We start from the raw sequence: 24,669 nt of genomic DNA on the forward strand, positions 1-24,669 counted from the left end.
GTCCGCGTTCAATGGCTGGTTGAAAATTTGTGTCCATAATTAAATTTGTGGGCACAACTGCTGTGCCAAAATTCGATCATGGCTGGGGGCGGTTTCTACGTCCAGACGGTGCTGGCTTTACGCTTACTATCTATCTACCTTACGATATCTATCTCGATCTCGAATTGCATCTGCTGGAAACGCGGCCGGACATCAAGCCGGCGGCTTTTATTCAGGAACTGCTGCATCGCTGGCTGACACTGGATAAGGAACGACTTATTGCCCGTAAGAACGGACAAGCGCTGCGTGGATTTCAGTGGAAGAATGTCTTTCTTCCCGACGGCACGCGCCTGCGAACCCGCCATCACAATAAAGTGGAATTTGCCGCCGTAGTTGGCGAGCAAATCATTGCTGAAGATGGGCAATCGCTGACGCCATCCCAGTTCGCCAACCGGCACGCCTGCGGGCGCAATGCATGGCGCTTTGTATGGCTGCGCCTGCCCGGCGACGACTATTGGGTCCGTGCTGATCAATTCCGCTCACGCCTCGAACAAGCCCAGCAACAACGCACGATGAGCAAGGAAGCGCTAGCGGGGACAGTCTAAAAATTGCCGAGAAGAGTCTAAAACGGTCTAGAAAAATGTAATGAAGCGCGATTTCAGTCTAAAAAATCGGAAACTCTCCTACTTCTGGACTGGTTTAGACCGGAATCGCCCGTTTTAGACCGAAATAGACATAATTAAAAAAAAGAAGACCCAACACCGCCTGCTACTGCCGCCCAACCGACCAGCCGATAGACTTACCGACCTGTTGGCTGGCACGCTTGCTTGCCTGCTCTACTCGCCTACTCTATTTGCTTGCCAGCCCTGTTCTGCCGGCCTCCCAGATAAGCGAGCGCAAGCTAACTCTTCAGGTCAGGCAGGCAGTGCCATCCACCGCAGAACATCAGCGAAAATCTGCTCGCGATTAAGCTCGTTAAAATTCTCGTGGAAGTTCTCGGGGTAGCGCTGATAAGTCAGCAGCGCGGGCGGCACCAGCTTCAGCATAGCCTCGCCGGCATCGGCATCGGCCAGCTTGTCGGCACCGGCCACCACAGCAAACAGGCGATGCGACCAGGCCGGCATGCGTGCCGCCAGACCTTGCTGCGCATGGGTCAGCGCATTCCCAAAGCGCACCGTAATCTCGCTAGCGCGGATGCCATCACGCTCGTCAGCGTGGTGCCTAGCCGTGATAGTACTATCATGGGTCAGCATATCGGTCAGCGAAGCCAGCGGCACCTTCATGCGCGGCACCAGCGCACCCAGCACACCGGACAGCGCCAGCAGCACGGGCGACACCTTGATGGCATTGACGTAGTAAGGCGACGACAGAATGAAACCCTTGATGGCCGCATCACCGGCAAAGTGCCCCAGTCCCAGATGGGTAGCAATCAGCGCGCCCATGGAATGGCCCATCACATAGATAGGCACAGCGGGATAGCTGCTCTTAACCCACTGCAGGAACTGCACGCTATCGTCGAGGAAAACGTGAAAGCCCGGAATATCCACGCGGCGCGCATCCTGATGGCCGCACAGGTCATACGCCACAGTAGCGATACCCTGCTGGCGGAAATACAGCGCCGGCGTCACATAATCGCCGCCATGCGCCATACCGCCATGAATCGCAAGGATAACTGCACGCGGAGCCGCTGCCGGCTCCCACACATGGATACGGCGCTCGCCCTGCGCGCAACGGAAACTGGCCAGCCGGTCCTCGGAAAAGCGCATCATATCGCGCGGACTCAGGCTACGCCGTAGCGCGTACGGTAGGCCGCCACTGCATCCTTGTACTGCAGCAGTTGCGGATCAGCGCCAGCGCCATTGAGGTAGCTGAACAGATCGTCCAGATTACCGATCGAGATCACCGGAATATTGTAGGTATTGGCTACTTCCTGCACGGCCGAATTGGGCGACAGTTCGCCATCCTTGCCCGACCGCTCCATGCGGTCCAGCGCGATCAGCACAGCGCAAGGTTCGGCACCGGCAGCGCGTATCATATCGACCGATTCGCGCACCGAGGTACCGGCCGAAATCACGTCGTCGATAATCACCACTTTGCCCTGCAGCTTGGCGCCAACGATGGTGCCGCCTTCGCCGTGGTCCTTGGCTTCCTTGCGGTTGAAGGCGAAGGAAGTGTTGCGGCCTTTACCGGCCAGCGCGACAGCAGTAGCGGAAGCGAGGGTAATGCCCTTGTAGGCCGGGCCAAACAGCATATCGAATTCCACGCCCGAATCGAGCAGAGTCTGGGCATAGAACTGCGCCAGCTGGGCCAGCGTAGCACCATCGTGGAACAGGCCTGCGTTGAAGAAGTAAGGCGACTGACGGCCTGCCTTGGTGGTGAACTCGCCGAAGCGCAAAACCCCGGTTTTAACGGAGAACGCGATAAAGTCCTGACGTAAGTTATTCATGCTGCCTCATTTCTGCCAAATTGTGATGATGCCCGTATTTTAACGCTACACTATCGCATTCCGAAAAAATCACGCTTTATTTGCGTCCCACTGCACATACCTGACTATGCCGAAAATTATCTCCGCCAACCTGAATGGCATCCGCTCCGCCGCCACCAAAGGCTTTTTCACCTGGATGGCCGAACAGGATGCCGATTTCGTCTGCGTGCAGGAACTCAAGGCGCAGGCGCCGGATATGCAGCCGGAGTTCCTCAACCCGCAGGGCTACCATGGGCATTTCCACTACGCCGAGAAAAAAGGCTATTCCGGCACTGGCGTCTACAGCAAGGTAGCGCCGGATCGCGTGGTGATCGGTTTCGGTGCGCCGGAATTCGATGCCGAAGGCCGCTATGTGCGCTGCGATTTCGGCAATCTGACGGTGATCTCCGTGTACTGCCCTTCCGGCTCCTCGGGTCCGGAACGGCAGGAAGCCAAATTCCGCTTCATGGACCTGTTCCTGCCGCACCTGCAGACGCTGCACGCCGAAGGGCGTGAAGTGGTGATCTGCGGCGACTGGAATATCGCCCACAAAGAGATCGACCTGAAGAACTGGAAGGGCAACAAGAAGAATTCCGGCTTCCTGCCGGAAGAACGTGCGTGGATGACGCGCATTTTCGATGAAGTGGGTTTTGTCGACGTGCACCGCGGTCTGGACCCGCGCGAAGAACAGTACACGTGGTGGAGTAACCGTGGTCAGGCCTGGGCCAAGAACGTGGGCTGGCGTATCGACTATCAGGTGGCTACGCCCGGTATCGCCGCCACGGCCACCACGGTGGCCATCTACAAGGAGCAGCGCTTCTCCGACCACGCGCCGCTAACCATCACCTACGCCTGATCCCCGGCGCCGTCTCGCCTCACAGTGTGCGGCGGCTGCAAAACTCGCGCCTTTCGCCCGTCAGCGGATCGTCGAAAGCGATGCGGCGCGCCAGCAATTTCAAGGGCGCGGACACATCATCCTGCTTGCAGGGCAGCGCCACCGGATAGAACGCATCATTGATAATCGGGATGCCCAGCGCCGCCAGATGCACGCGCAACTGATGCTGACGCCCCGTATGCGGCAGCAGCCGGTACAGCGTGCAATCGGCGCGCCGTTCGATCACATCGATCACGGTTGCCGAATTCGGCTCGCCCGCCACCTCTTTCATGGTGAAGAACTTATCCCCTTCCACCATACGGCTGCGGTAAGTGAACGGGAACTCGCGCCCTTCCAGATGCGGTGCCAGCGCTTCGTACTCCTTCTCGATCACGCGCTGCTGGAAGAGCGACTGATAGGCGCCACGGCTATCCGGCCGGCGCGAAAAAATCACCACGCCCGCCGTCTCGCGGTCCAGCCTATGGATGGGCGTCAGCGCTTCCTCGTTGAACTGCTTCTTCAGCCGCACCAGCAAGGTCTCGTGCAGAAAGCGGCCGGACGGTATCATGGGCAGAAAATGCGGCTTGTCCACCACCAGCAGATGCTGGTCCATGAACAGCACTTCTTCCCTGAACGGTATCGGCGTTTCCGCAGCCAGTTCGCGGTAATAGAATATCCGCATGCCGCGGCGGAAGGCACTGTCCGGCGCCAGCGCTCTGCCCTCGCCGTCGCGCACCTCGCCGCGCGCCATGCGGTCGCGCCAGCTGGCTTCGGCCACATCGGGAAACCGTGCCAGCAGAAACGTCAGCAGGTCCGGCCACTGCCCTTCCGGCAGCCATAGATAGCTGGGCGCGACGCCGTCGCGCATGGGCAGCGGCGCAGCAGCCATCAGGATTTAGGCAGCGCCAGCGAACGGTAAGGCGGCAGATTGTCGGGGTCCAGCCCGCGCGCGCGGGCGAACACCGGCAGCACCAGATACATATTCTTGTCCATGTCCTCGATGCGTTTGCTGCCGCTAGGGTGAGTGGACAGGAAAGGCAAAGGCTGGCTCTTGTTCACGGCCCCCATCTTCTGCCACAGGGCGATACCGGCACGGGGATCGAAACCGGCGCGGGCCGCCAGATCCATGCCCACCAGATCGGCTTCGCTTTCGTCCTCGCGCGAGAAGCTCAGCGCGGCCCCTTGCGCCACCGCACCGGCCGCAGCATCGCCAAGACGCGGATCGACGCCGAAATAGGCCGAACCGATAGCACCGAAAATCCGTGCGCCCACCGACGTCAGGGCATTTTTGCCTGCCTGTTCGCGCGCATGCTCGCGCAATGCGTGCGCAATCTCATGCCCCATCACCATCGCTACCTCGTCATCCGTCAGATTCAGCTTGACCAGAATGCCGTTGTAGAAAGCGATACGGCCACCGGGCATGCAGAAAGCGTTCACGGTGGGCGAATTAAGCAGGTTGACTTCCCACTTCCAGCTGGCCGAATCGGGATTCCAGCGCGTAGTAAAAGGAATCAGACGCTGGGCGATGGCACGCAGGCGGATCAGCTGGGGATTGCGCTCGGTGGCGACGGCATCCTTCTGGTGCGCCTGCGCCAGCATCTGATCATATTGCAGCTTGGACTGCTGGTCGAACTGGCGCGCATCGCCACCGAGGCCGCGCAGACGCGACATGCGGGTAACCGGAATGCCGTCATCCTGCGCCGCTACCGGCAAGCCGCCGCACAGGCAGGCCAGCGCCAGCGCTGCAATAAGGGCTTTAGACTTTTTCATCACGAGTGTTCCATGGAGCGATTTTGGGCAGCATCATCATGGCAGGAAACGCCATGATAAAGCACACAATAAAGAACCAGAACCAGCCTGTCTGCGCCACAATATAGCCCACCGAGGAGTTGATAAACGTACGCGGCACAGCGGCCAGACTGGAGAATAATGCATACTGGGTGGCAGTGTAGCGCGGATCGGTCGCACGCGACATGAAGGCCACCAGCGCCGCCGCGCCCAGCCCCAGGCTGGCAAATGCTTCGAAGCCGAAGGCGGCGCTAAGCAGCCACATGTCGGGTCCCACTTTAGCCAGCCAGGCAAAGCCGAGGATGGCCAGCGCCTGCAGCACGCCGAACACCCACAGGGCGCGGTTGATGCCCAGCTTGATCATCCAGATGCCGCCAACGGCACCGCCAGCGAGCGCCGCCCACCAGCCGGTAGCATTGGCGGCCAGCCCGATCTGCTTGGTGGTGAAACCGATATCGAGGAAGAATTTGGTCGACAGCGCCGTCGACATGCTGTCGCCGATTTTATACAGCAGCACGAAGGCAATGATCAGCATGGCCTGGCGCCAGCCGTCGCGCTGGATGAATTCGCGGAACGGCAGCACCACCGCTTCCTGCAGATTTTTCGGCGGCGCGCCATATACGGCAGGCTCCTGCGCCAGCAGGGTGCACACCAGCCCCGGCAGCATGAAGGCGGCGACGATCCAGAACACGGCCTGCCACGGCATGCTGTCCGCCAGTACCAGCCCCAGCGCACTGGGGATCAGGCTGGCCGCCTTGTAGGCATTGACGATGATGGCCGCACCCAGCCCCTGCTCGTTCTCGGCCAGAATTTCACGCCGGTAGGCATCGATCACCACGTCCTGGCTGGCCGAGAGGAAGGCGATCAGGAACACTCCGCCTGCAATCAGCGGCAATTGCTGCTGCGGGTCCAGCATGCCGAGCGCGCCGATCACCAGGAATAGCGCCAGCTGGGTCAGCGCCATCCAGCCACGCCGCCGTCCCAGCGGGCCGATGGCGTAGCGGTCCATGAACGGCGCCCAGAGGAATTTGAAGGTGTACGGAAAGGTCACCAGCGCAAACAGGCCCAGCGCCTTCACGTCGAGGCCGGACTTGGCCAGCCACGCCTGCATCAGATAGATCAGCGTATACAGCGGCAGGCCGGAACTGAAACCGAAGAACAGGATAGCCGCCGTGCGGCGGTTGAAATAGGTACGCCAGTGGCGTGCTGCCGGGGTAGCGTCCTGTGCGGCCTCCTGTTTGGTCATCAGTACTACACCTTTCTACGTAAGCGGAACACGGCCAGATCGCCGCGCAGGTTAGGCAGGAAGTTTACCCGCTCCCCCTCGGCCAGCGCCACACATTCCATCACTTCCAGTCCGCATTCCTCGGCCAGATCGCGGAAATCGTTAATCGTCGCACAGCGCACGTTGGGCGTGTCATACCACTCGTACGGCAGCGACTCGGAAACCGGCATGCGGCCCTTGAGCAGCGCCACACGGTGCGGCCAGTAGGCAAAGTTAGGGAAGGATACGATAGCCTCCTTACCCACCCGCACGATATCGCGCAGCAGCGCTTCCACCTGCTTCATCATCTGCAGCGAGGACAGACACAGCACCGTATCGAAGCTGTTATCGCCGAACAGCGCCAGCCCCTTTTCCATATCCTGCTGGATCACGCGCACGCCACGCTTGGTGCTTTCCAGTACCTTGTCGTCGGCGATCTCGATACCGTAGCCGCTGCACTGCTTGTCGCTCTGCAGGTATTCCATCATCACGCCGTCGCCGCAGCCCACATCCAGCACATGCGCGCCGGGCGCAACCCAGTGAGCGATAAAGGCCAGATCCGGCCGCGCCTTGCTTAAGTCGTTAAAGTTCACTGTGCCTCCGCTATCTCGTCCCACACCTGGCCGTAATAGGCCCGCACCATGTTCATGTAGCGCGCGTCGTCGAGCAGGAAGGCATCGTGGCCATGCGGCGCATCGATTTCCGCATAGGTGACCTGACGCCGGTTGCTGATCAGGGCCTGCACGATTTCCTGACTACGCTCGGGCGAGAAACGCCAGTCGGTGGTAAAGGAAGCGAGGAAGAATTTGGCGCGGGTAGCGGCCAGCGTCTTCGCCAGATCGCCGCCATGGGCCCGGGCCGGATCGAAATAATCAAGCGCCTTGGTAATCAAGAGATAGGTGTTGGCATCGAAGTATTCGCTGAACTTGTCGCCCTGATAGCGCAGATACGATTCGATCTCGAAGTCCACCCCGAAGCCGAATTTGTAATCGCCGTCGTCTCCGGCCGCGGTATCGGCATCGCGCAGGCGACGGCCGAATTTCTCCGCCATGTCGTCATCCGACAGATAGGTGATGTGGCCGACCATGCGCGCCACGCGCAGGCCGTTTTTCGGCACCACGCCATGTTCGTAGAAATCGCCGCCATGATAATCAGGATCGGACAGAATGGCCTGACGCGCCACGTCATTGAAGGCGATATTCTGCGCCGACAGCTTGGCGGTGGAGGCGATCACCACGCAGTGACGCAAGCGCTGCGGATACATGATGGACCAGGCCAGCGCCTGCATGCCGCCCAGCGAACCGCCCATCACGGCGGCGAACTGGGTTATGCCCAGCGCATCGGCCAGACGTGCCTGCGCCGCCACCCAGTCTTCCACCGTCACCACGGGGAAGGCCGCGCCATACGGCTTGCCGGTGGCCGGATTGGTGTGCATAGGCCCGGTCGAACCGAAGCAGGAGCCGAGATTGTTAATTCCGATGACGAAGAATTTATCCGTATCGAGTGCCTTGCCGGGACCGACCATATTGTCCCACCAGCCCAGACTTTTCGGTTTGCCTTCATATTCGCCCGCCACGTGGTGCGAAGCGTTGAGCGCGTGGCAGACCAGCACCGCGTTCGATTTGTCGGCATTGAGCGTGCCGTAAGTCTCATACATCAGCATGTAGTCGCGCAGCGAAGCGCCACTTTGCAGCAGCAGCGGCTCTGCAAAATGCATGGTTTGCGGAGATACGTATCCTAAGGATGACATTATTTCAGTGTTTTCTAGGGGGCGGCCCCACGGGCCTACTAACAAGGCGGAACCGCGAGGATGGGTTCCGCCGTCTGGGTAGCCCCTCGGCTACATCAACTGCAATTGTTCGACCGCGTCTGCAATTACGTTGGGTTCCATCGAACGCATGATCTTGCGGGTTTGCGGCATGATGCGCGCAAGGTCGCTGTTCAGGATTTCCTGCTTGACCGACAGCAGCTGTGCCGGGTGCATCGAGAATTCGCGCAACCCCATGCCGAGCAGCAGACGGGTAAGCTTGATATCGCCCGCCATTTCGCCGCACACCGCCACGTCGATTCCGGCCTTATGCCCTGCTGCGATGGTCATGGAGATTAATTGCAGCACGGCCGGATGGAGGGGATTGTAAAGGTGTGCGACTTCATAATCAACCCGGTCGATCGCCAGCGTGTACTGGATCAGGTCATTGGTGCCTATCGACAGGAAGTCCATGCGCTTGACGAACATGGGCAGGGCCAGCGCCGCTGCCGGAATCTCGATCATGGCGCCCACATCGACGTCTTCATCGAATTTCTCGCCCCGTTCGCGCAAGGCGGCTTTGGCCTGCTCCACCATGGCCAGCGACTGGTCGATTTCGAACGCATGCGCCAGCATGGGGATCAGGATGCGCACCTTGCCGAACGCCGAAGCACGCAGGATGGCGCGCAGCTGGGTCAGGAAGATCTGCGGTTCGGCCAGACAGTAGCGGATCGCGCGCAAGCCCAGCGCCGGATTGAGCGCCGTCTGTTCGCTCTGGCCTAGCGGCTTGTCGGCGCCGATATCGAGCGTGCGGATGGTGACGGGGCGGCCCTTCATGGCCACCACGGCGCGCTTGTACTGCTCGAACTGCTCGTCCTCGGACGGAATCCTGCTATCGCGCCCCATGAACAGGAATTCGGAGCGGAACAGGCCCACGCCGTTGGCGCCCGCCTCCATCGCCGCTGCGCAGTCGTCCGGCAGCTCGATATTGGCCAGCAGGGTAATCTCGGTGCCATCCTTGGTGATGGCCGGGGTCTTTTTCAGCTTGTTGAGCTTCTTGCGCGCCCGCGCCGCCACGGCCTGACGCTCGCGGTACTGCTCCAGCACCAGCGAGCTGGGGTTGGCGATCACCACGCCGGCATCGCCGTCGATAATCAGCCAGTCATCCTGCTCGATCAGGGTGGAAGCGCCGGCCATGCCCACCGCAGCGGGTATATCGAGGCTGCGCGCCACAATGGCGGTATGCGAATTCTGCCCGCCTACATCGGTAACGAAGCCGATGAAGGAGCGGTCGCGGAACTGCAGCATGTCGGCTGGCGAGATATCGTGCGCCACGATGATCATCTGGGCCTGGAAATCATCCTCGCCGCCGGTGGCAGCGGGCAGAGTCTGGGCCGTGCCCAGCAAGACTTTCAGCACCCGCTCGGCCACCTGCTGGATGTCGGCCTTGCGCTCGCGCAGATAGGGGTCTTCGATTTCGTCGAACTGGGCCGACAGTTCATCGATCTGGGTCAGCAGCGCCCATTCGGCGTTGTAGTGGCGGGTGCGGATGATGTCCAGCGGTTCTTCCGAAATCATCGGATCGGACAGGATCAGCGCATGCACATCGATGAAGGCGCCCAGCTCGGTGGGAGCATCCTTGGGCAGTTCGTTCCACAGGGTCTGCAGTTCCACATGCACCTGCGCCAGCGCCTGCTGCAGCCGTCGCACTTCCGCTTCCAGCAGTTCTTCAGCCACCAGATAGTGCTGCACGTCGAGTGCGGCAGGCGCCAGCTTGTGGGCGCGGCCGATGGCGATGCCGCGCGAGACGGGAATGCCGTGCAGGGTGAACGAAGCGACTGGCGCTGCGCCCGGGTTACGTAAGCGGCTGCGGTCCCCCGGCATTACTCGCCTTCGCCGAATTTATCGTTGACCAGCGCCGTCAGCGCAGCGATGCAATCGCCTTCGTCGGCACCATCGGCTTCCAGCAGCACTTTGGCGCCTTTGCCGGCAGCCAGCATCATCACGCCCATGATGGATTTGGCATTGACCCGGCGCGCATTGCGGGTAAGCCAGACATCGCTCTGGTATTTTGCTGCCAGTTGGGTGAATTTAGCGGAAGCACGCGCATGTAAACCAAGCTTGTTGATAATCTCGAGTTCTTGCTGAATCATTTTTCTTTTATCTCAATCAGAAATGCGCACTGCAAACACCGCCGCCAGCGCTGCGCGCGCATGGCGGCGGCCACGAAAAACTGGCCTCAGACGGCACTCATCCGGCGGCCACTACGCCGCGCCGACGCGGATACGGTTATCCACCCGCACCGCGCCGCTCTGCGCGCCCGCCAGCGCCATCTCCACCACCACATCGAGCGCTTCGCGCCGGTAGGTAATGGCACGCAGCAGCATGGGCAGGCTGATGCCGGCGATGATCTCCACCCGGCCCGCATCGGCCAGACAGTTGCAGCAATTGGCGGGGGTACCGCCTTTCACGTCCGTCATCACCAGTACGCCACTGCCCGTATCGAGCCGCTTGATGGCGGCAGCGGCCAGCGCCTGCACTTCGCCCAGATCCTGGTCGGCAATCACGTCGATCGCTTCCAGTTGCTCGGTGGGGCTACGGAACACGTGCGCACAGGCAGCCAGAAAAGCCTGCCCCAGCGGCGCATGTGTCATAAGCAGTATGCCAACCATATTCTTAAACCGCCAGTCAGTACCGGAGTTTTTTAATACTATCCGGCAAAATTGTTAATTATTGGTTAAAAAGCCTAATTGCTGCCATTCCCTGCCCGGTCCTGCGCCACCGCCGCTTCCACGGCATCGACGAACATGGCCGCAACCTGGAAACCCGTCTGTGCCGTAATTTCCTGGAAGCAGGTCGGGCTGGTGACATTGACTTCAGTCAGGTTCTCGCCGATTACGTCTAATCCTACCAGCAACAAGCCCCGTGCGGCCAGTTTCGGCCCCAGCGTATTGGCAATTTCATAATCGCGCTCGCTCAGAGGTTGCGCTACGCCAACGCCGCCCGCGGCCAGATTGCCGCGCACTTCGCCGTTCTGCGGGATGCGCGCCAGCGCAAACGGCACCGGTTTGCCGCCGATCACGAGGATGCGCTTGTCGCCTTTGACGATGGCGGGAATGTAGCGCTGCGCCATGATGGTCTGGCTGCCCTGACGGGTCAGGGTCTCGATGATAGAGCCCAGATTCATGCCGTCGGCCGTGACACGGAAGATGCCGGCACCGCCCATGCCATCGAGCGGCTTGAGGATGATGTCGCCATGCTGCTGCTGGAAGGCGCGGATGCGCGCCTCGTCGCTGGTGACCAGCGTGGGTGTGGTGAATTCGCTGAACTGGGCGATAGCCAGCTTTTCGTTATGGTCGCGAATGGCGGACGGCTTGTTGTACACGCGTGCGCCCTGCTTTTCGGCCAGTTCCAGCAGATAGGTGCCGTAGATGTATTCCATGTCGAACGGCGGGTCCTTGCGCTGGATGATGGCGTCGAACTGGCCCAGATCGCATTCTTCTGCCGGCGCCGCGCGGTACCAGTCGTGCGCATCGCCGGTCAGGGTAATGGCCGCTACGCGCGCCGTGACGCGGCCGTTTTCAAGTGCCATATCGCGCTGCTCGAAGGCATACACGGTGTGGCCGCGCCGGGCCGCTTCCACCATCATGGCATAGGTCGAATCCTTGTAGGTCTTGAAGCTGGCCAGCGGGTCGGCAAGGAAAGCAATCTTCATGGGAAATCCATTCTAGAAATTGAATAATCGGATAGCGGCAAGCCGTGCGCGCCCTCAGTACACTTCAGGATTCGGGTCGGTGCGTTCCATTTCCAGCGAAGCGGCCAGCAGCGCCAGCCGCGCCACCACGCCATACACATAGAAGCGGTTGGGCGCTGCCGTGCCGGGCTTGGCTTTCAGGTCGGGCACGGCATGCTGCTGGGCAAACGCCAGCGGCACATAGTGCGAACCGGGCGCCTTCAGGTTCTGGTCCTTGCCCTTTTCCGCATGCACGCGATAGAAGCCGCCCACCACGTAGCGGTCTATCATGTAGACCACCGGTTCGGCCACATCGTCCTTGATGCTCTCGAAGGTCGGCACGCCTTCCTGAATAATGAAATCGGTGACTTCCTTGCCATCCTTGACGACGATCATGCGGTCACGCTGTTCCTGGCTCAGATCCTTGATTTCACTGGAATCCTTGATGGTCAGCACGCTGGTGCCATAGGTGCCCGCATCGGGCTTGACGATCACGAAGGGCTTCTGGTCCTTGATGCCGTATTCCTTGTACTTTTTCTTGATCTTGGACAGCAAGGCATCGACGTTGGCCGCCAGACAGTCATAGCCCTCGCCCGTACGGAAGTTCACTGCATCGCACTTGGCGTGGAAGGGATTGAGCATCCACGGATCGACCCCGATCAGCTTGCCGAATTTCTTGACCACCTCGTCGTAGGCGTTCATGTGGTTGCTCTTGCGGCGCAGCGCCCAGCCCGCATGCAGCGGCGGCAGCAGGCTCTGCTCGTGGATATTCTGCAGGATCTCCGGAATACCGTCCGACAGATCGTTGTTGAGCAGAATGGTGCAGGGATCGAAATCCTTCAGGCCCAGCCGGCGCCCGTTGGGCGAGCGCACCAGCGGTTCGATCACCAGCATATTTCCATCGGGCAATGCTAACGGAGTCGGTTCGGTAATTTCCGGTGACAAAGAGCCGAGCCGGACATGCAGCCCCGTCTGGCGGAAAATCTGCATCAGGCGCGCAACATTTTGCAGGTAGGAAGGATGGCGCTGCTTAATTTCAGGAATCAAGAGCAGGTTGCGCGCGTCCGGGCAATACTTGTCGATGGCCGCCATGGCCGCCTGCACGGACAGCGGCAGCATCTCGGTCGCCAGATGATTGAAGCCACCGGGGAACAGATTGGTATCGACCGGCGCCAGCTTGTAGCCGGCATTGCGCATATCCACAGAGCAATAAAACGGCGGCGTATGTTCCTGCCATTCGAGCCGGAACCAGCGTTCAATGGCGGGCGTGGCCGCCAGAATTTTCTCTTCGAGGTCTAGTAGCGGGCCGGTGAGCGCCGTAACGAGATGGGGAACCATGCTTACTTCCTTTATTGATGCGGGAGGATGCCCCTCCAGACACGCGGAATGGCGATATTACCTTGCAGATGGCCCATATCGGGGCAAAAACCTTAATTTAAAGACGGGAAATAAAAAAAGGCGCCCCATCATGAACTGAGGGGCGCCGAGGGGAGACCCGCCACGCTGGCGGGCACTACGAGATGCTTAGGAGTGGTAGGCCGACTCGCCGTGGCTGGTGATGTCCAGACCTTCGCGTTCCTCTTCTTCCGGTACGCGCAGACCGATCACGATGTCGACCAGCTTGTAGGCGATCAGCGACACAATACCCGACCACAGGATGGTGGTACCCACGGCAGTCGCCTGGGTGGTCACCTGATCGATGATGGAGTAAGGATCAGCCGACATCTTGTTGGCCACGTAGTCGAAGATGCCCTGGCCGCCCAGCGATGGTGCAGCGAACACACCGGTCAGCAGTGCGCCCATGATGCCGCCTACGCCGTGCACGCCGAACACGTCCAGCGAGTCATCCGCGCCCAGCAGGCGTTTCAGACCGTTCACACCCCACAGGCAGACGACGCCAGCCAGCAGACCCATGATCAGCGAACCCATAGGACCGACAAAGCCGCAAGCCGGGGTAATCGCTACCAGACCAGCCACGGCACCGGAAGCGGCGCCCAGCATGGAAGGTTTGCCTTTCATGATCCACTCGCCGAACAGCCACGACATGGTAGCGGCAGCGGTCGCCAGCAGGGTGTTGACGAAGGCCAGTGCAGCGGTGTCATTCGCTTCCAGTGCCGAACCGGCATTGAAACCGAACCAGCCCACCCACAGCAGCGAAGCGCCGATCATGGTCATGGTCAGCGAGTGCGGCGCCATCGATTCACGGCCATAGCCCACGCGTTTGCCGATCATGTAAGCACCGACCAGACCCGCCACCGCAGCGTTGATGTGCACCACGGTACCGCCGGCGAAGTCCAGCGCACCTTTCTGGAACAGGAAGCCGGCTTTGGCGGTTTCGCTGGCCAGAGTAGCCGCATCCTTGATGGCGTCAGGGCCGGTCCAGAACCAGACCATGTGCGCCACAGGCAGGTAGGAGAAGGTGAACCACAGCACAACGAAGGCCAGCACAGCGCTGAACTTGGCGCGCTCGGCGAAGGAACCGACAATCAGGCCGCAGGTAATGGCAGCGAAGGTAGCCTGGAATACCACGTACACGTATTCAGGAATCACCACGCCTTTGCTGAAGGTGGCAGCCGTCGAGAACGCAGCCTTAGCCGGGTCGAAGATACCGTTCAGGAACAGGCGGTCGAATTTACCGATGAAGGCATTACCCTCGGTAAAGGCCAGCGAGTAGCCATACACGCACCACAGCACGATGATCAGCGCGAACACGGTGAACACCTGCAGCAGGATGGACAGCATGTTTTTCGAACGTACCAGACCGCCGTAGAACAGGGCCAGGCCGGGAATCGACATCATGATGACCAGAATGGTGGAAACCATCATCCAGGCCGTGTCGCCTTTATTGGGAGCGGGTGCCGGAGCAGCGGCCGCATCAGCCGGAGCGGCGGCGGCAGGCGCAGCAGCAGCAGCAGGGGCCGAAGCAGCAGCGGAAGCCGCAGGTGCGGCAGCCTCGGCTGCAGATGCAGCAGGCGCTGCTGCCGGTGCGGAGGCCGCAGCCACTGGTGCCGCAGCGGCCGGTTTAGCCTCCTCGGCAAACACGGGCGCCGATAGCGCGCAGAGTACGGCGGCGCCAGCCAGCCAGGACGTCACAAATTTCTTCATCTAGCTTCCCCTTAAAGAGCGTCGTTGCCGGTTTCGCCGGTACGGATACGGATAACTTGTTCCAGGTTGTACACGAAGATCTTGCCGTCGCCGATTTTACCGGTACGGGCCGCACCTTCGATCGCTTCGATGGCCTGCTCGACCACAGCGTCATCGACGGCTGCTTCGATTTTGGTCTTGGGCAGGAAATCGACCACATATTCCGCACCGCGATACAGTTCGGTGTGACCTTTCTGGCGACCGAAGCCTTTCACTTCGGTCACGGTAATGCCTTGCACGTTGATGGCCGACAAAGCCTCGCGGACTTCGTCGAGCTTAAACGGCTTGATGATGGCGGTAATCAGTTTCATACAGGCCTCGCTTAGAAGGTTTTAGAGACGGACAGAACCAGCGCTTTTTTCGACAGATTCTTACCATTGAAGGTGTAGAAATCGGAATCGGCATAGACCGCCGCCAGAGCCACCGAAGCCACACCAAAATCTTTGGTCACGCCGACTTTATAGTCGGTGTAGCTGGCAGCGCCAGCATTTTTCACATTCTGGTGGCCCACGTGCAGGTTCAGTACCAGGCCTTCGCTGATGTCGAAGTTGGCGCTGCCATCCAGATAGCCGCTGTTTTTGCTGTTGGCAGTACCGAACAGATTGGTGGTCGATTGCGAGTATTTGACCGTGAACGGACCGTAGCCGATCTGGCCATACAGCTCGAAGGTGTTGGCGCTAGGGTGCAGACCATTCGATGGGTAGAAGTAGTACAGGCCGCCGACGTCATAGCTCACGTCCTTGACGATCTCGCCGCGCTTACCAGCATACAGATCCCATTCAACATCGCCAGAACCGCCTGCGTCCTTGGTCCACTTGATGGTGGACAGCCAGGTACCGGCGTAGAAGCCGGTCGGATTATTGGTATAGTCCGCGCCGCCCTGCAGAGCAGGTTTCAGACGGGTTTGCGATACGCCGCGATAGCGGTAGTCGCTGACAATGGCCGCGTTAAACGTTACTTCATTGTCCGGTTTTGCTTCGGCAGCGGGTGTCGCTTCCTCGGCATGCGCCAGCGAGGCGCTCATAGAGGCGAATGCTAAGGTCAACGCAGCGATCAGGGTGAAGTTCTTGCCCGGGTTTTTCATAATAGTTTTCCTCTTGAATTGAACTCAGATTGCAGTTGCGGTTTAAAATCCTGTTTGTTCGAAGCGATGAACAGCGTTCCCTCCTTCTTTAGCAGATTGCGTGCCAGCTTTTAAGATGCCTCAAAATGTGGCTTACGACGCGCCAAACTTGGGAAGCCAGTGCAAAACTTGAGAGTTTTCCGGTTTGCACATGTCTACAACGCAACAATCGCACCAGAATTAACCCCGCCAGCGCACCAGCATGGTGCGCCGCGCCCAGAACCGACCGAGGACTATGATGGACATGAATACTTTTTTTAATGATTTGCAAAGCAAGGTGAGCCAGGCCATCGAGAATTCGCCGGCCAAGGACATCGAAAAGAACGTCAAATCGATGATGACCCAGGGCTTTGCCAAGCTCGATCTGGTCACCCGTGAAGAATTCGACATCCAGGCCCAGGTACTGGCCAAGACCCGCGCCAAACTGGAAGTGCTGGAAGCCCGTCTGGCCGAACTGGAGGCCAAAGCAGGCAACTAGCACTGTCTCACTTGCCAGCGCCCGTTTGGGCTGGCGCAACATCCCGCAGCCGGATCAGCCTACGCTGGCGCAATGTCCCCACACTGCCCAGCCTAGCCATGAGCCTTGCTGTCCTCAAAAGCCGTGCCCTCGCGGGGATGGAAGCGCAGGAAGTGAGCGTCGAAATCCATCTGGCCAACGGCCTGCCCGCCTTCACCATCGTTGGTCTGGCCGATACCGAAGTCAAGGAAGCTCGCGACCGCGTGCGGGCTGCCATCATCAACAGCGGCTTCAGCTTTCCCGCCCAGCGCATCACCGTCAATCTGGCACCGGCCGACCTGCCCAAGGAATCGGGCCGCTTCGATTTGCCCATAGCGCTAGGCATACTGGCCGCCAGCGGGCAGATCCCCACGCGCCAGCTGGCCGAATACGAGTTTGCCGGCGAGCTGTCGCTCTCGGGCGCCTTGCGCCCCATCCGCGGCACGCTGGCCATGGCCGTCGCCAGCCGCCGCTACGGCGGCCTGTGCGGGCTGATACTGCCTATCGATAATGCCGACGAAGCGGCACTGGTGCAGGATGCGGCCATCTATCCGGCTGGCTCGCTGCTGCAGACATGCCGCCATTTCACCAGCACCGGCAGCGAGGGCAAATTGATGCGCCACCCTTCGCCCTCCCTGCGCCAGCTGCGCCACTACCCCGACTTTGCCGACGTCAAAGGCCAGCTCGCCGTCAAGCGGGGGCTGGAGATAGCGGCGGCGGGACAGCATAGCGTGCTGCTGGTGGGACCGCCGGGCGCGGGCAAAACCATGCTGGCGCTGCGCTTTCCCGGCCTGCTGCCTGCCATGAACGATGCCGAAGCGCTGGAAGCGGCAGCCATGCTCTCGCTGACAGGACAGTTCCGCCTCGACCTGTGGAAGCAGCGCCCCTTCCGCGCCCCGCACCACACGGCGTCGGGTGTGGCACTGGTCGGCGGCGGCAGCCTGCCCCGGCCCGGCGAAATCTCGCTGGCGCACCATGGCGTGCTATTCCTCGATGAGCTGCCCGAGTTCGAGCAGCGCGTGCTCGATGTGCTGCGCGAACCGCTGGAGTCGGGTCATATCACCATCTCGCGTGCGGCCCGTCAGGCAGATTTCCCGGCCCGCTTCCAGCTGGTCGCCGCCATGAACCCCTGCCCTTGCGGCTATGCGGGCCACAGCAGCGCGCGCTGCCACTGCACGGCCGAACAGGTGGCGCGCTATCAGCGCCGCATTTCCGGCCCGCTGCTGGACCGGATCGACATTCAGCTGGAAGTCGCCGCAGTCGACCCGCTTGCGCTGGCCGACAGAACCGGCGGTGAAAGCAGCAGCACCATCGCCGCCCGCGTACAGCTGGCGGCAGACCGGCAATGGCAGCGTCAGGGCAAGCCCAATCAGGCGCTGCTGCCGCGCGAACTGGAGCAGCACTGCAAGCTCGACGGCCCCAGCCACGTTCTGCTACAGCGCAGCATGGCACGCTTCCAGTGGAGCGGCCGCGCCTACCACCGCATCCTGCGCATCGCCCGCACCATCGCCGATCTCGCCGCCAGCCCGCAACTGCACGAGGCCCACGTTAAAGAGGCCGTGCAGTACCAGCGTGCGCTGCGCCAGCGCGACCTGCCGTGCTAAATTCTGCGCAAGGGGCAGCTAAGCGTCACTCCTACGCCAGCCTTGCTGCTATATTGTGCCCAGCTCCTATCAACCCACTTTGCCGCAATGAACCGTCTTCCCCTGATTCTTGCCGCCGGCGCCGTGCTGGCCGGCTGCGCCACGGCGCCCACCAAGCTGACTGACTTCACCGCCAATTCCGGCAGCCCGCGCAGCGCCGAGCAGCTCGCCATGCGCTTCGAACATGCCGATCTGGCGCTGCGCGTCGATCCTGCCACCCGGAGCATACGGGGCGATGCCACGCTCACCTTCGCCACCAGCGCGGAGCTGAGCCGCATCGTGCTGGAACTGGACCGCAACCTGCCCATCGATTCGGCCCAGGTGGACGGCGTGATGCTGCCGCCATCGGCTATCAGCAATCCCGAAGGGCGACTGTATCTGACGCTGCCGGCACCGCTGCCGGCCGGTGCGCATACCAAAGTGCGCCTGCGCTACCACGGCGTACCGCACGTGGCCAAACGCGCGCCGTGGGATGGTGGCTTTACGTGGAGTAAAACGGCCGATGGCCAGCCATGGATCAGCACCACCGTAGAAGGTGAAGGCTGCGACCTGTTCTGGCCTTGCATCGATCACCCGCAGGGCAAGGCGGAGCGGATAGACCTGCATATCAGCGTGCCGGCCCCGCTGGTCGTGGCGGGCAATGGCGTAGCCACCGGCATGGATGAAGCCAACGGCTGGCGCACCTACCACTGGCGCGCCAGACACCCCAGCACTTATGGCGTTGCGCTCAATATCGGCCCTTACGAAATGCTGTCCGGCGAATACCATAGCCGCTACGGCAATCGCATCCCGCTGCGCATGTGGTACCTGAAAGGACACGAAGAAAAAGCTCGCGGCCTGTTCGCCGAGTTCACGCCTATGCTGGACTTCTTCGAAAGCCGCATCGGCCCTTATCCTTTCGGTGACGAGAAAATGGGCGTGGTAGAGACGCCCCATCTGGGCATGGAGCACCAGACCATCAACGCCTATGGCAATGGTTATGCGAAGTCGCCGCTAGGCTATGACTGGCTGCTGCATCACGAACTATCGCACGAGTGGTTCGGCAACCAGATGACCAATGCCGACTGGGACGACATGTGGCTGCACGAAGGCTTCGGCAGCTATATGCAGCCGCTGTATCTGGAACAGCTGCGCGGCGAGCGCGAGTTCCAGTCCGAACTGTTCAACCACCGTAAGTCCTTGCTCAACAAGGCAGCTATCGTCAGCGGCAAGACCCAGCGCATCGAAGACGTGTATGACGATAGCCGCGGTGGCCCCGGCAACGACATCTATACCAAGGGTTCGCTGATCCTGCACACGCTGCGCAACCTGATCGGCGACGAAGCCTTCTTCGCTGCGACCCGCCGCATGGTGTACGGTACCGATCAGCCACTGCCGGGAAAATTCGTGCCGCGCTACAGCAGCAGCAAAGAATTCATCGCCCTGTGTAACGAGATCAGTCAACAGGATCTGGGCTGGTTCTTCGACGCCTATCTGTATCACGCTGCCCTGCCGGAACTGCTAGAGCAGCGCAGCGGCGACCAGCTCACGCTGACCTGGAAGCTCAAGGATGGCGGCAGCTTCCCCATGCCCATCGAGGTGCGCGTCAACGACCGTATCGAACGCCTTTCCATGGCCAACGGTCAGGGCACGCTGCAGTTGCCGCCCAATGCACGCGTTACCATCGATCCGGCCTCGCGCGTACTGCGTCATGCGCCCCACATCGATGCGTGGAAAGCCGAGCAGAATCAGTCTAAGAAAAAGGGCTAAGCGATGATCTACCGTTCCACCTTGGCACTTCTGCTTGCCGCTGCGCTGGCAGGCTGCAGCCCCAAATATGACTGGCGCGACTACCGCAGCAAGGACGCGCCCTACAGCATCCTGTTCCCCGGCAAACCGGCCAGCCAGACGCGCAGCATCACGCTCGATACGCTGCAACTGGACATGACCATGACGGCGGTGGAAATCGATGGCGTGGTCTTCGCAGTAGGCAGTGCACGCCTGCCGGACCATGCCAGCGCCATGGCAGCGCTACAGGCCATGCAGAGCGCACTATTGAAGAACATCGGTGCCACGCTACGCAGCAGCAAAGACAGCAGCACCGCTCTGCAAGCCATGCTGGAATTCGAAGCGGACGGCAGCCAGCAAGGCCGGCCGGCCCGCCTGATCGGCAAACTGGTGGCGCGCGATCAGCGCATCTATCAGATCATTATTCTGGGTCAGGCGCAGAATCTGGACACCGAACAGATAGACACCTACCTGAGTTCCTTCAAACTGAACTAGCTACTCGCCCGACTTGCTGGCCTTGAGCGGCAGGTCGATGGTGAAGCGCGTGCCGATATCGAGCGCACTATCAACCCGTATGCTGCCATCGAGTAGCGAGGTAACGATGTTGTAGGTAATGCTCAGGCCCAGACCATTGCCGCCCTGTCCCAGCTTGGTGGTGAAAAAGGGATCGAATATGCGTAGCTGATGTTCCGGTGCGATGCCCTTGCCATCATCCTGAAACACGATACGCACCCGTTCCGTTCCTAGCCTCACCGCCCACAGCCGTATCTCGCCGCCGCTGCGCCCCTCGAAGGCATGCAGCAGCGTGTTGTTAATCAGGTTGATAATCACCTGTCCATAAGGGCCGGGGAAGCTATCCATCTGTATGTCGTCCGGCATTTCCAGCACAATGGAATGGCCAGCCTTGCGGATCTGGTTGCGCATAGTCGTCACGATTTCCTGACTGGCCTGCAGCAGATTGAACGGCCGCCGCTTGGCACTAGCCTGATCCACCGCCACCTGTTTGAAGCTGTTCACCAGTTCGGCCGCACCTTGCAGGCTACGCATCAGCAGCGTGCAAGCTTCGCGCGCAGCGTCAATGAAATTGGTCAGATCGGATCGGCGCAAAGTATTAGTCTGCTGCCGCTGATGAATTTCATCGGTCTTGTCTTCCAGCGTGCTGGCCACCACCAGACTGTTGCCGATCGGCGTATTCAGCTCATGCGCCACACCCGCCACCAGCGCGCCCAGTGCCGCCAGCTTCTCCTGCTCCACCAGCTGCTGCTGGGTATCGAGCAGCTTACGGTAGGAATCAGCATTGGCAAACGCCACACCGACATACGATGCCAGCGTGGTCAGCATATCGACATCGATGCGCTGATAGGCATGCGGCCGGTAGCTATGCACGGTAATCGTTCCGCGCACCTGTCCGCCAACGGTGATCGGCACATAGATCAGCGAACGCGGTGCCGTCGGCAGCGAACCGTCTTCCAGTGTGCCCATGTCCTCCGCACTGGTTACGTGCTCGAGGTGAGCAATATACAAACCGTATTCCAGCTCCAGATCATTGATGAACACTTCCTTGCCATGCTGGATGCACCATACGGCCAGCTGGTTAGGTTCGCGCATGCTGCGCACATAGGGCGCATAGCGCTTGCCCTTCTCCATCGCGAACGGATATTCGATCAGCTCCTGCTCGGGGCGATAGATGCCGATGCCGAATACGCTGGCATCCATCAGCGCATGCACATGCTTGTACAGCATCTGCATGATGGCTTCGCTATCCAGATTGGCAGTGATGGCGCGGCCTATCTCGGATAGCAGCGAGATGTTGCGATGCGCGATTTCCACACTCTCCTTCTGATGCTCCACTTCGCGCTTCTGCCGCTCGACTGATTCCTTCTGCTGCACCAGTTCGCGCGTGCGGCTGCCCACTGTCGCTTCCAGTACGTGCTTCTGCTGAATCAGCATACGCACGCGGAAGCGGAACAGCATATACACACCGCCCAGCAGCACAGCCAGCATCGCTAGCCGGAACCACCAGGTCTTCCAGTACGGTGGAGCTATCACCACTTCGAGCGTGGTCGCCTCCTTGCTCCAGACCCCGTCCTTGTTGGCGGCCTTGACGCGGAAAACATAATGCCCCGGATCCAGATTGGTGTAGGTCACGTAGCGCTTGCCGGCATCGACTGTCAGCCAGTCAGGATCAAAGCCTTCCAGCTTATAGGCATACTGGTTGCGACCGGGGTCGGCAAAATGCAGCCCCGCGAATTCGATCGAGAATACCGTGTCGCGGTAATCGAGTGTCAGCGCTTTGCCATGTAATAGGGCATCCGGCATCAGCCTGGAGCCAGCGGCGCTGGCTGCGAGCACGGAACGGTTAAACAGCAGAAAATCCGTCACCACCACAACCGGTGCATACGGATTAATGTGAATATCGCCGGGTTTGAATGCGGTTACGCCGCTCAGCCCACCGAAATAAAGCATATCGTCCGGTCCTTTGTAGGCCGAGCCGATAAAGTAGGAGCCGTTAATCAGCCCGTCGCGTGCCGTGTATTCGCGGAACGCCCCGGTGCGCGGATCCAGCATGGTCAGTCCGGCCGTGGTGCTGATCCACAGGCGACCCTGATCATCGCCCAGTATCCCGCCTATCGGATCGGCGGCACGCGCAGCCGTCATCGGCACGGTACGAAAATGCAGCACGCCGTCAGCGCTGCGCTCCGCAACCGACAGACCGGCCGCCGTACCTATCCACAAACGGCCCTGCTCATCCTCGTAGAGATAGTGAACGCGCGAATGAATCAGGCTATCGCTGGCGCCTGCCACATGGCGGTAGTTGCGAAAGCTGCCTGTCAGCGGATCAAAACAGTCCAGTCCATTCTGTGTGCCTATCCAAAGCTTGCCCTTGCGGTCCTCCAGCAGTGCATAGATACGGCCATCGAGTACATCGGGGTCACTGGCCTGATGATGCCAGCTCGTGACGGCGCCGTTGCTGGCGGCGACACGATGCAGTCCGGCGCGAGTAGCCACCCACACCGTGCCATCGCGTGCTACCAGCACCCGCTGCAGAATGCGCGCTTCCGGCAGCGTATCCAGTTCAACGCGGGTAAACCGTCCCGTTTGCGGATCGCGCCATGCCAGGCCATTCACCGTGCCCACCCACAGGCGTCCACGTGCATCGGTGTCTAGCGTCAGCACCTCATCGTTAGGCAGGCTGGCCGGATCATGCTCGTCATGAAAATAGGCTTTGCTGGTACCGCGTGCCAGATCTACCAGCGTCAGGCCTCTGGCCGTCGCCATCCAGACCTGATTAGGCCCGGCGGCCACTATCGCGCGCACCTTGTTATTGCTAATCCCGGGCAGCACGCCCGACTGCTCGGAAAAATGTTCGAATCCGCCGCTACGCAAATCCACCCTATCCAGACCGTTATACCAGTTGCCTATCCAGAGCGTGCCGCTGCGATCCTGATATAGCGAATTAACCTGATTGTCGCCCAGACTATGGCGGTCCTGTCCTACGTGGCGGTAGCTATAAAAGCCGCCGCCAGCGGAATTGCGGCGCTTCAGTCCATTGGTATAAGTGCCCGCCCACAGCACGCCATCACGGTCTATCAGCAGCGCCTCCACCCGCTCGCCATGCAGATCATCCCGCGCGCTCAAGGCTATGCGGCTGGCCCGGCTATCCTGCCAGCGCCATGCCTGCAGACCATCGCGGCTACCAACCCAGAGCACGCCGTCGGCGCCCAGAGTCATGGTCTGTATCACCGTTGCAGCTGCGGTACCATCGCCGCTGATGATGTGTTCGAACCGGCTACCATCGGCCGGCATCAGATCGAGACCGGCATCCGTGCCCACCCAGAGCTGGCCATGGCGGTCCAGTGCCATAACATTGACGCGATCGTTGATGATGCTGGTAGCGTCGTGGTCGGCATGACGATAGCTCGCTACCTTGCCGCTGGCCATATCAAAGTGTAGCAAGCCACTACCCGTAGCCAGCCACAGGCCCTGCTTACCGTCGCTGATGATGGCATTCACGGAAACGCTGCGCTCGCGTCCCAGCAGATGCGTAAAGGTCTGACTAGCCGGGTCATAGCGGTCAAGTCCGCCGCGGCTACCAACCCAGATAGCACCCTGGCTATCCTCGTAGATAGCCTGTATGTAATTATCCTGCAGGCTAGTGTTATCGCCGGGATTATTCTTGAAGGCTGTGATGCGGTAACCGTCGTAGCGGTTCAAGCCTGCCTGCGTACCTAGCCAGAGATAGCCCTGCCTGTCCTGCAGAATGGCCGTCACGGTTTCCTGAGTTAAGCCTTGTTCGACGCCCAGATGTTCGAAGCGCAGGCTAAGCGGTGCAGCATGCAGCACCGAGGCAAAAATCCAAAACTGGCTTAGTAGTAAAAGAAGGCGTGCTGCATAACCTGCCATGGAATTGCTCCTACGCTATGCAAGTTATTCTAAAGCACAAACGCTGGCTACAGACGGAAAAAAGCCCCATCTGTGCAGAATACGCTGTGGTACTCAGACAAATGGGGCTTTTTAGTATAACTAGCTTGACGATAACCTACTTTCACACTGGTTGCAGCACTATCATCGGCGCAGAGTTGTTTCACGGTCCTGTTCGGGATGGGAAGGGGTGGGACCAACTTGCTATGGTCATCAAGCTTTGAC

22 protein-coding genes and 1 rRNA gene are annotated in these 24,669 nt (G+C 60.3%); 6 read left to right on the forward strand and 17 right to left on the reverse strand.

What is annotated here, in order from left to right:
* The first annotated feature begins 29 nt into the window (after positions 1–29).
* Entirely contained in the window at positions 30–584 is a 555-nt protein-coding gene (locus GTP27_RS22200; RefSeq protein WP_161041278.1) for a hypothetical protein, read from the forward strand.
* 309 nt (positions 585–893) lie between these two features.
* On the opposite strand, the gene GTP27_RS22205 is transcribed toward GTP27_RS22200, so the two are convergent.
* A complete protein-coding gene (locus tag GTP27_RS22205; protein WP_229634287.1) occupies positions 894–1,748 on the reverse strand; it encodes an alpha/beta fold hydrolase in 855 nt (284 codons plus the stop codon).
* Positions 1,749–1,759: 11 nt separating this feature from the next.
* Positions 1,760–2,425 (reverse strand): orotate phosphoribosyltransferase, encoded by a 666-nt coding sequence (gene pyrE, locus GTP27_RS22210; protein WP_161041279.1) that lies wholly within the window; start codon positions 2,423–2,425, stop codon positions 1,760–1,762.
* A 106-nt stretch (positions 2,426–2,531) separates the two neighbouring features.
* Between pyrE and GTP27_RS22215 the strand changes: the two genes are divergently transcribed.
* On the forward strand, positions 2,532–3,299 hold the full coding sequence (locus GTP27_RS22215) for an exodeoxyribonuclease III (RefSeq protein WP_161041280.1): 768 nt from the start codon (positions 2,532–2,534) through the stop codon (positions 3,297–3,299).
* A 19-nt stretch (positions 3,300–3,318) separates the two neighbouring features.
* Here the strand turns inward: GTP27_RS22215 and GTP27_RS22220 are convergent, their stop codons facing one another.
* The 13 genes from GTP27_RS22220 to GTP27_RS22280 all read right to left on the reverse strand — a co-directional run bounded on the left by GTP27_RS22220 (position 3,319) and on the right by GTP27_RS22280 (position 16,077).
* Complete coding sequence (locus GTP27_RS22220) at positions 3,319–4,206, reverse strand: pseudouridine synthase (RefSeq protein ID WP_161041281.1); 888 nt, start codon at positions 4,204–4,206, stop codon at positions 3,319–3,321.
* Positions 4,206–5,087 (reverse strand): M48 family metallopeptidase, encoded by an 882-nt coding sequence (locus GTP27_RS22225; RefSeq protein WP_161041282.1) that lies wholly within the window; start codon positions 5,085–5,087, stop codon positions 4,206–4,208. The genes GTP27_RS22220 and GTP27_RS22225 overlap by 1 nt, the downstream gene beginning before the upstream one ends.
* A complete protein-coding gene (locus tag GTP27_RS22230; RefSeq protein ID WP_161041283.1) occupies positions 5,074–6,351 on the reverse strand; it encodes an AmpG family muropeptide MFS transporter in 1,278 nt (425 codons plus the stop codon). The genes GTP27_RS22225 and GTP27_RS22230 overlap by 14 nt, the downstream gene beginning before the upstream one ends.
* Positions 6,352–6,356: 5 nt before the next feature.
* The gene (metW, locus tag GTP27_RS22235) at positions 6,357–6,962 is read right to left on the reverse strand and encodes a methionine biosynthesis protein MetW (protein ID WP_161041284.1); all 606 of its coding nucleotides are present in this window, start codon (positions 6,960–6,962) and stop codon (positions 6,357–6,359) included.
* Entirely contained in the window at positions 6,959–8,086 is a 1,128-nt protein-coding gene (gene metX, locus GTP27_RS22240; protein ID WP_229634288.1) for a homoserine O-succinyltransferase MetX, read from the reverse strand. Before metX ends, metW begins: the two co-directional genes overlap by 4 nt.
* A gap of 123 nt (positions 8,087–8,209) precedes the next feature.
* The gene (ptsP, locus tag GTP27_RS22245; protein ID WP_161041286.1) at positions 8,210–10,000 is read right to left on the reverse strand and encodes a phosphoenolpyruvate--protein phosphotransferase; all 1,791 of its coding nucleotides are present in this window, start codon (positions 9,998–10,000) and stop codon (positions 8,210–8,212) included.
* A complete protein-coding gene (locus GTP27_RS22250; protein ID WP_161041287.1) occupies positions 10,000–10,269 on the reverse strand; it encodes an HPr family phosphocarrier protein in 270 nt (89 codons plus the stop codon). Before GTP27_RS22250 ends, ptsP begins: the two co-directional genes overlap by 1 nt.
* Before the next feature lie 111 nt (positions 10,270–10,380).
* Positions 10,381–10,788 (reverse strand): PTS sugar transporter subunit IIA, encoded by a 408-nt coding sequence (locus GTP27_RS22255; protein WP_161041288.1) that lies wholly within the window; start codon positions 10,786–10,788, stop codon positions 10,381–10,383.
* 74 nt (positions 10,789–10,862) lie between these two features.
* On the reverse strand, positions 10,863–11,831 hold the full coding sequence (gshB, locus tag GTP27_RS22260; protein WP_161041289.1) for a glutathione synthase: 969 nt from the start codon (positions 11,829–11,831) through the stop codon (positions 10,863–10,865).
* 54 nt (positions 11,832–11,885) lie between these two features.
* A complete protein-coding gene (gene gshA, locus GTP27_RS22265; protein ID WP_155436799.1) occupies positions 11,886–13,187 on the reverse strand; it encodes a glutamate--cysteine ligase in 1,302 nt (433 codons plus the stop codon).
* A gap of 186 nt (positions 13,188–13,373) precedes the next feature.
* Complete coding sequence (locus GTP27_RS22270) at positions 13,374–14,954, reverse strand: ammonium transporter (RefSeq protein WP_161041290.1); 1,581 nt, start codon at positions 14,952–14,954, stop codon at positions 13,374–13,376.
* A gap of 11 nt (positions 14,955–14,965) precedes the next feature.
* Positions 14,966–15,304: a P-II family nitrogen regulator gene (locus GTP27_RS22275; protein WP_107878151.1), complete on the reverse strand. Its 339-nt coding sequence runs from the start codon at positions 15,302–15,304 to the stop codon at positions 14,966–14,968.
* Between the two features lie 11 nt (positions 15,305–15,315).
* Positions 15,316–16,077, reverse strand: a complete 762-nt coding sequence (locus GTP27_RS22280) for a TorF family putative porin (RefSeq protein ID WP_161041291.1) — start codon at positions 16,075–16,077, stop codon at positions 15,316–15,318.
* Between the two features lie 277 nt (positions 16,078–16,354).
* Between GTP27_RS22280 and GTP27_RS22285 the strand changes: the two genes are divergently transcribed.
* The 4 genes from GTP27_RS22285 (at position 16,355) to GTP27_RS22300 (ending at position 20,517) form a co-directional block, all read left to right on the forward strand.
* Entirely contained in the window at positions 16,355–16,594 is a 240-nt protein-coding gene (locus GTP27_RS22285; protein WP_161041296.1) for an accessory factor UbiK family protein, read from the forward strand.
* Positions 16,595–16,692: 98 nt separating this feature from the next.
* A complete protein-coding gene (locus GTP27_RS22290) occupies positions 16,693–18,216 on the forward strand; it encodes a YifB family Mg chelatase-like AAA ATPase (RefSeq protein WP_161041292.1) in 1,524 nt (507 codons plus the stop codon).
* An 87-nt stretch (positions 18,217–18,303) separates the two neighbouring features.
* Positions 18,304–20,004: a M1 family metallopeptidase gene (locus tag GTP27_RS22295; RefSeq protein ID WP_161041293.1), complete on the forward strand. Its 1,701-nt coding sequence runs from the start codon at positions 18,304–18,306 to the stop codon at positions 20,002–20,004.
* Between the two features lie 3 nt (positions 20,005–20,007).
* A complete protein-coding gene (locus GTP27_RS22300; RefSeq protein WP_202417012.1) occupies positions 20,008–20,517 on the forward strand; it encodes a hypothetical protein in 510 nt (169 codons plus the stop codon).
* Here the strand turns inward: GTP27_RS22300 and GTP27_RS22305 are convergent, their stop codons facing one another.
* Positions 20,518–24,426: a two-component regulator propeller domain-containing protein gene (locus tag GTP27_RS22305; RefSeq protein ID WP_161041294.1), complete on the reverse strand. Its 3,909-nt coding sequence runs from the start codon at positions 24,424–24,426 to the stop codon at positions 20,518–20,520.
* A gap of 123 nt (positions 24,427–24,549) precedes the next feature.
* Positions 24,550–24,662: ribosomal RNA gene (rrf, locus tag GTP27_RS22310) — 5S ribosomal RNA — on the reverse strand.
* Positions 24,663–24,669 lie beyond the last annotated feature (7 nt).

Origin of the sequence: Duganella qianjiadongensis (assembly GCF_009857915.1) — a bacterium.
GTDB classification, from domain to species: domain Bacteria; phylum Pseudomonadota; class Gammaproteobacteria; order Burkholderiales; family Burkholderiaceae_D; genus Rugamonas; species Rugamonas qianjiadongensis.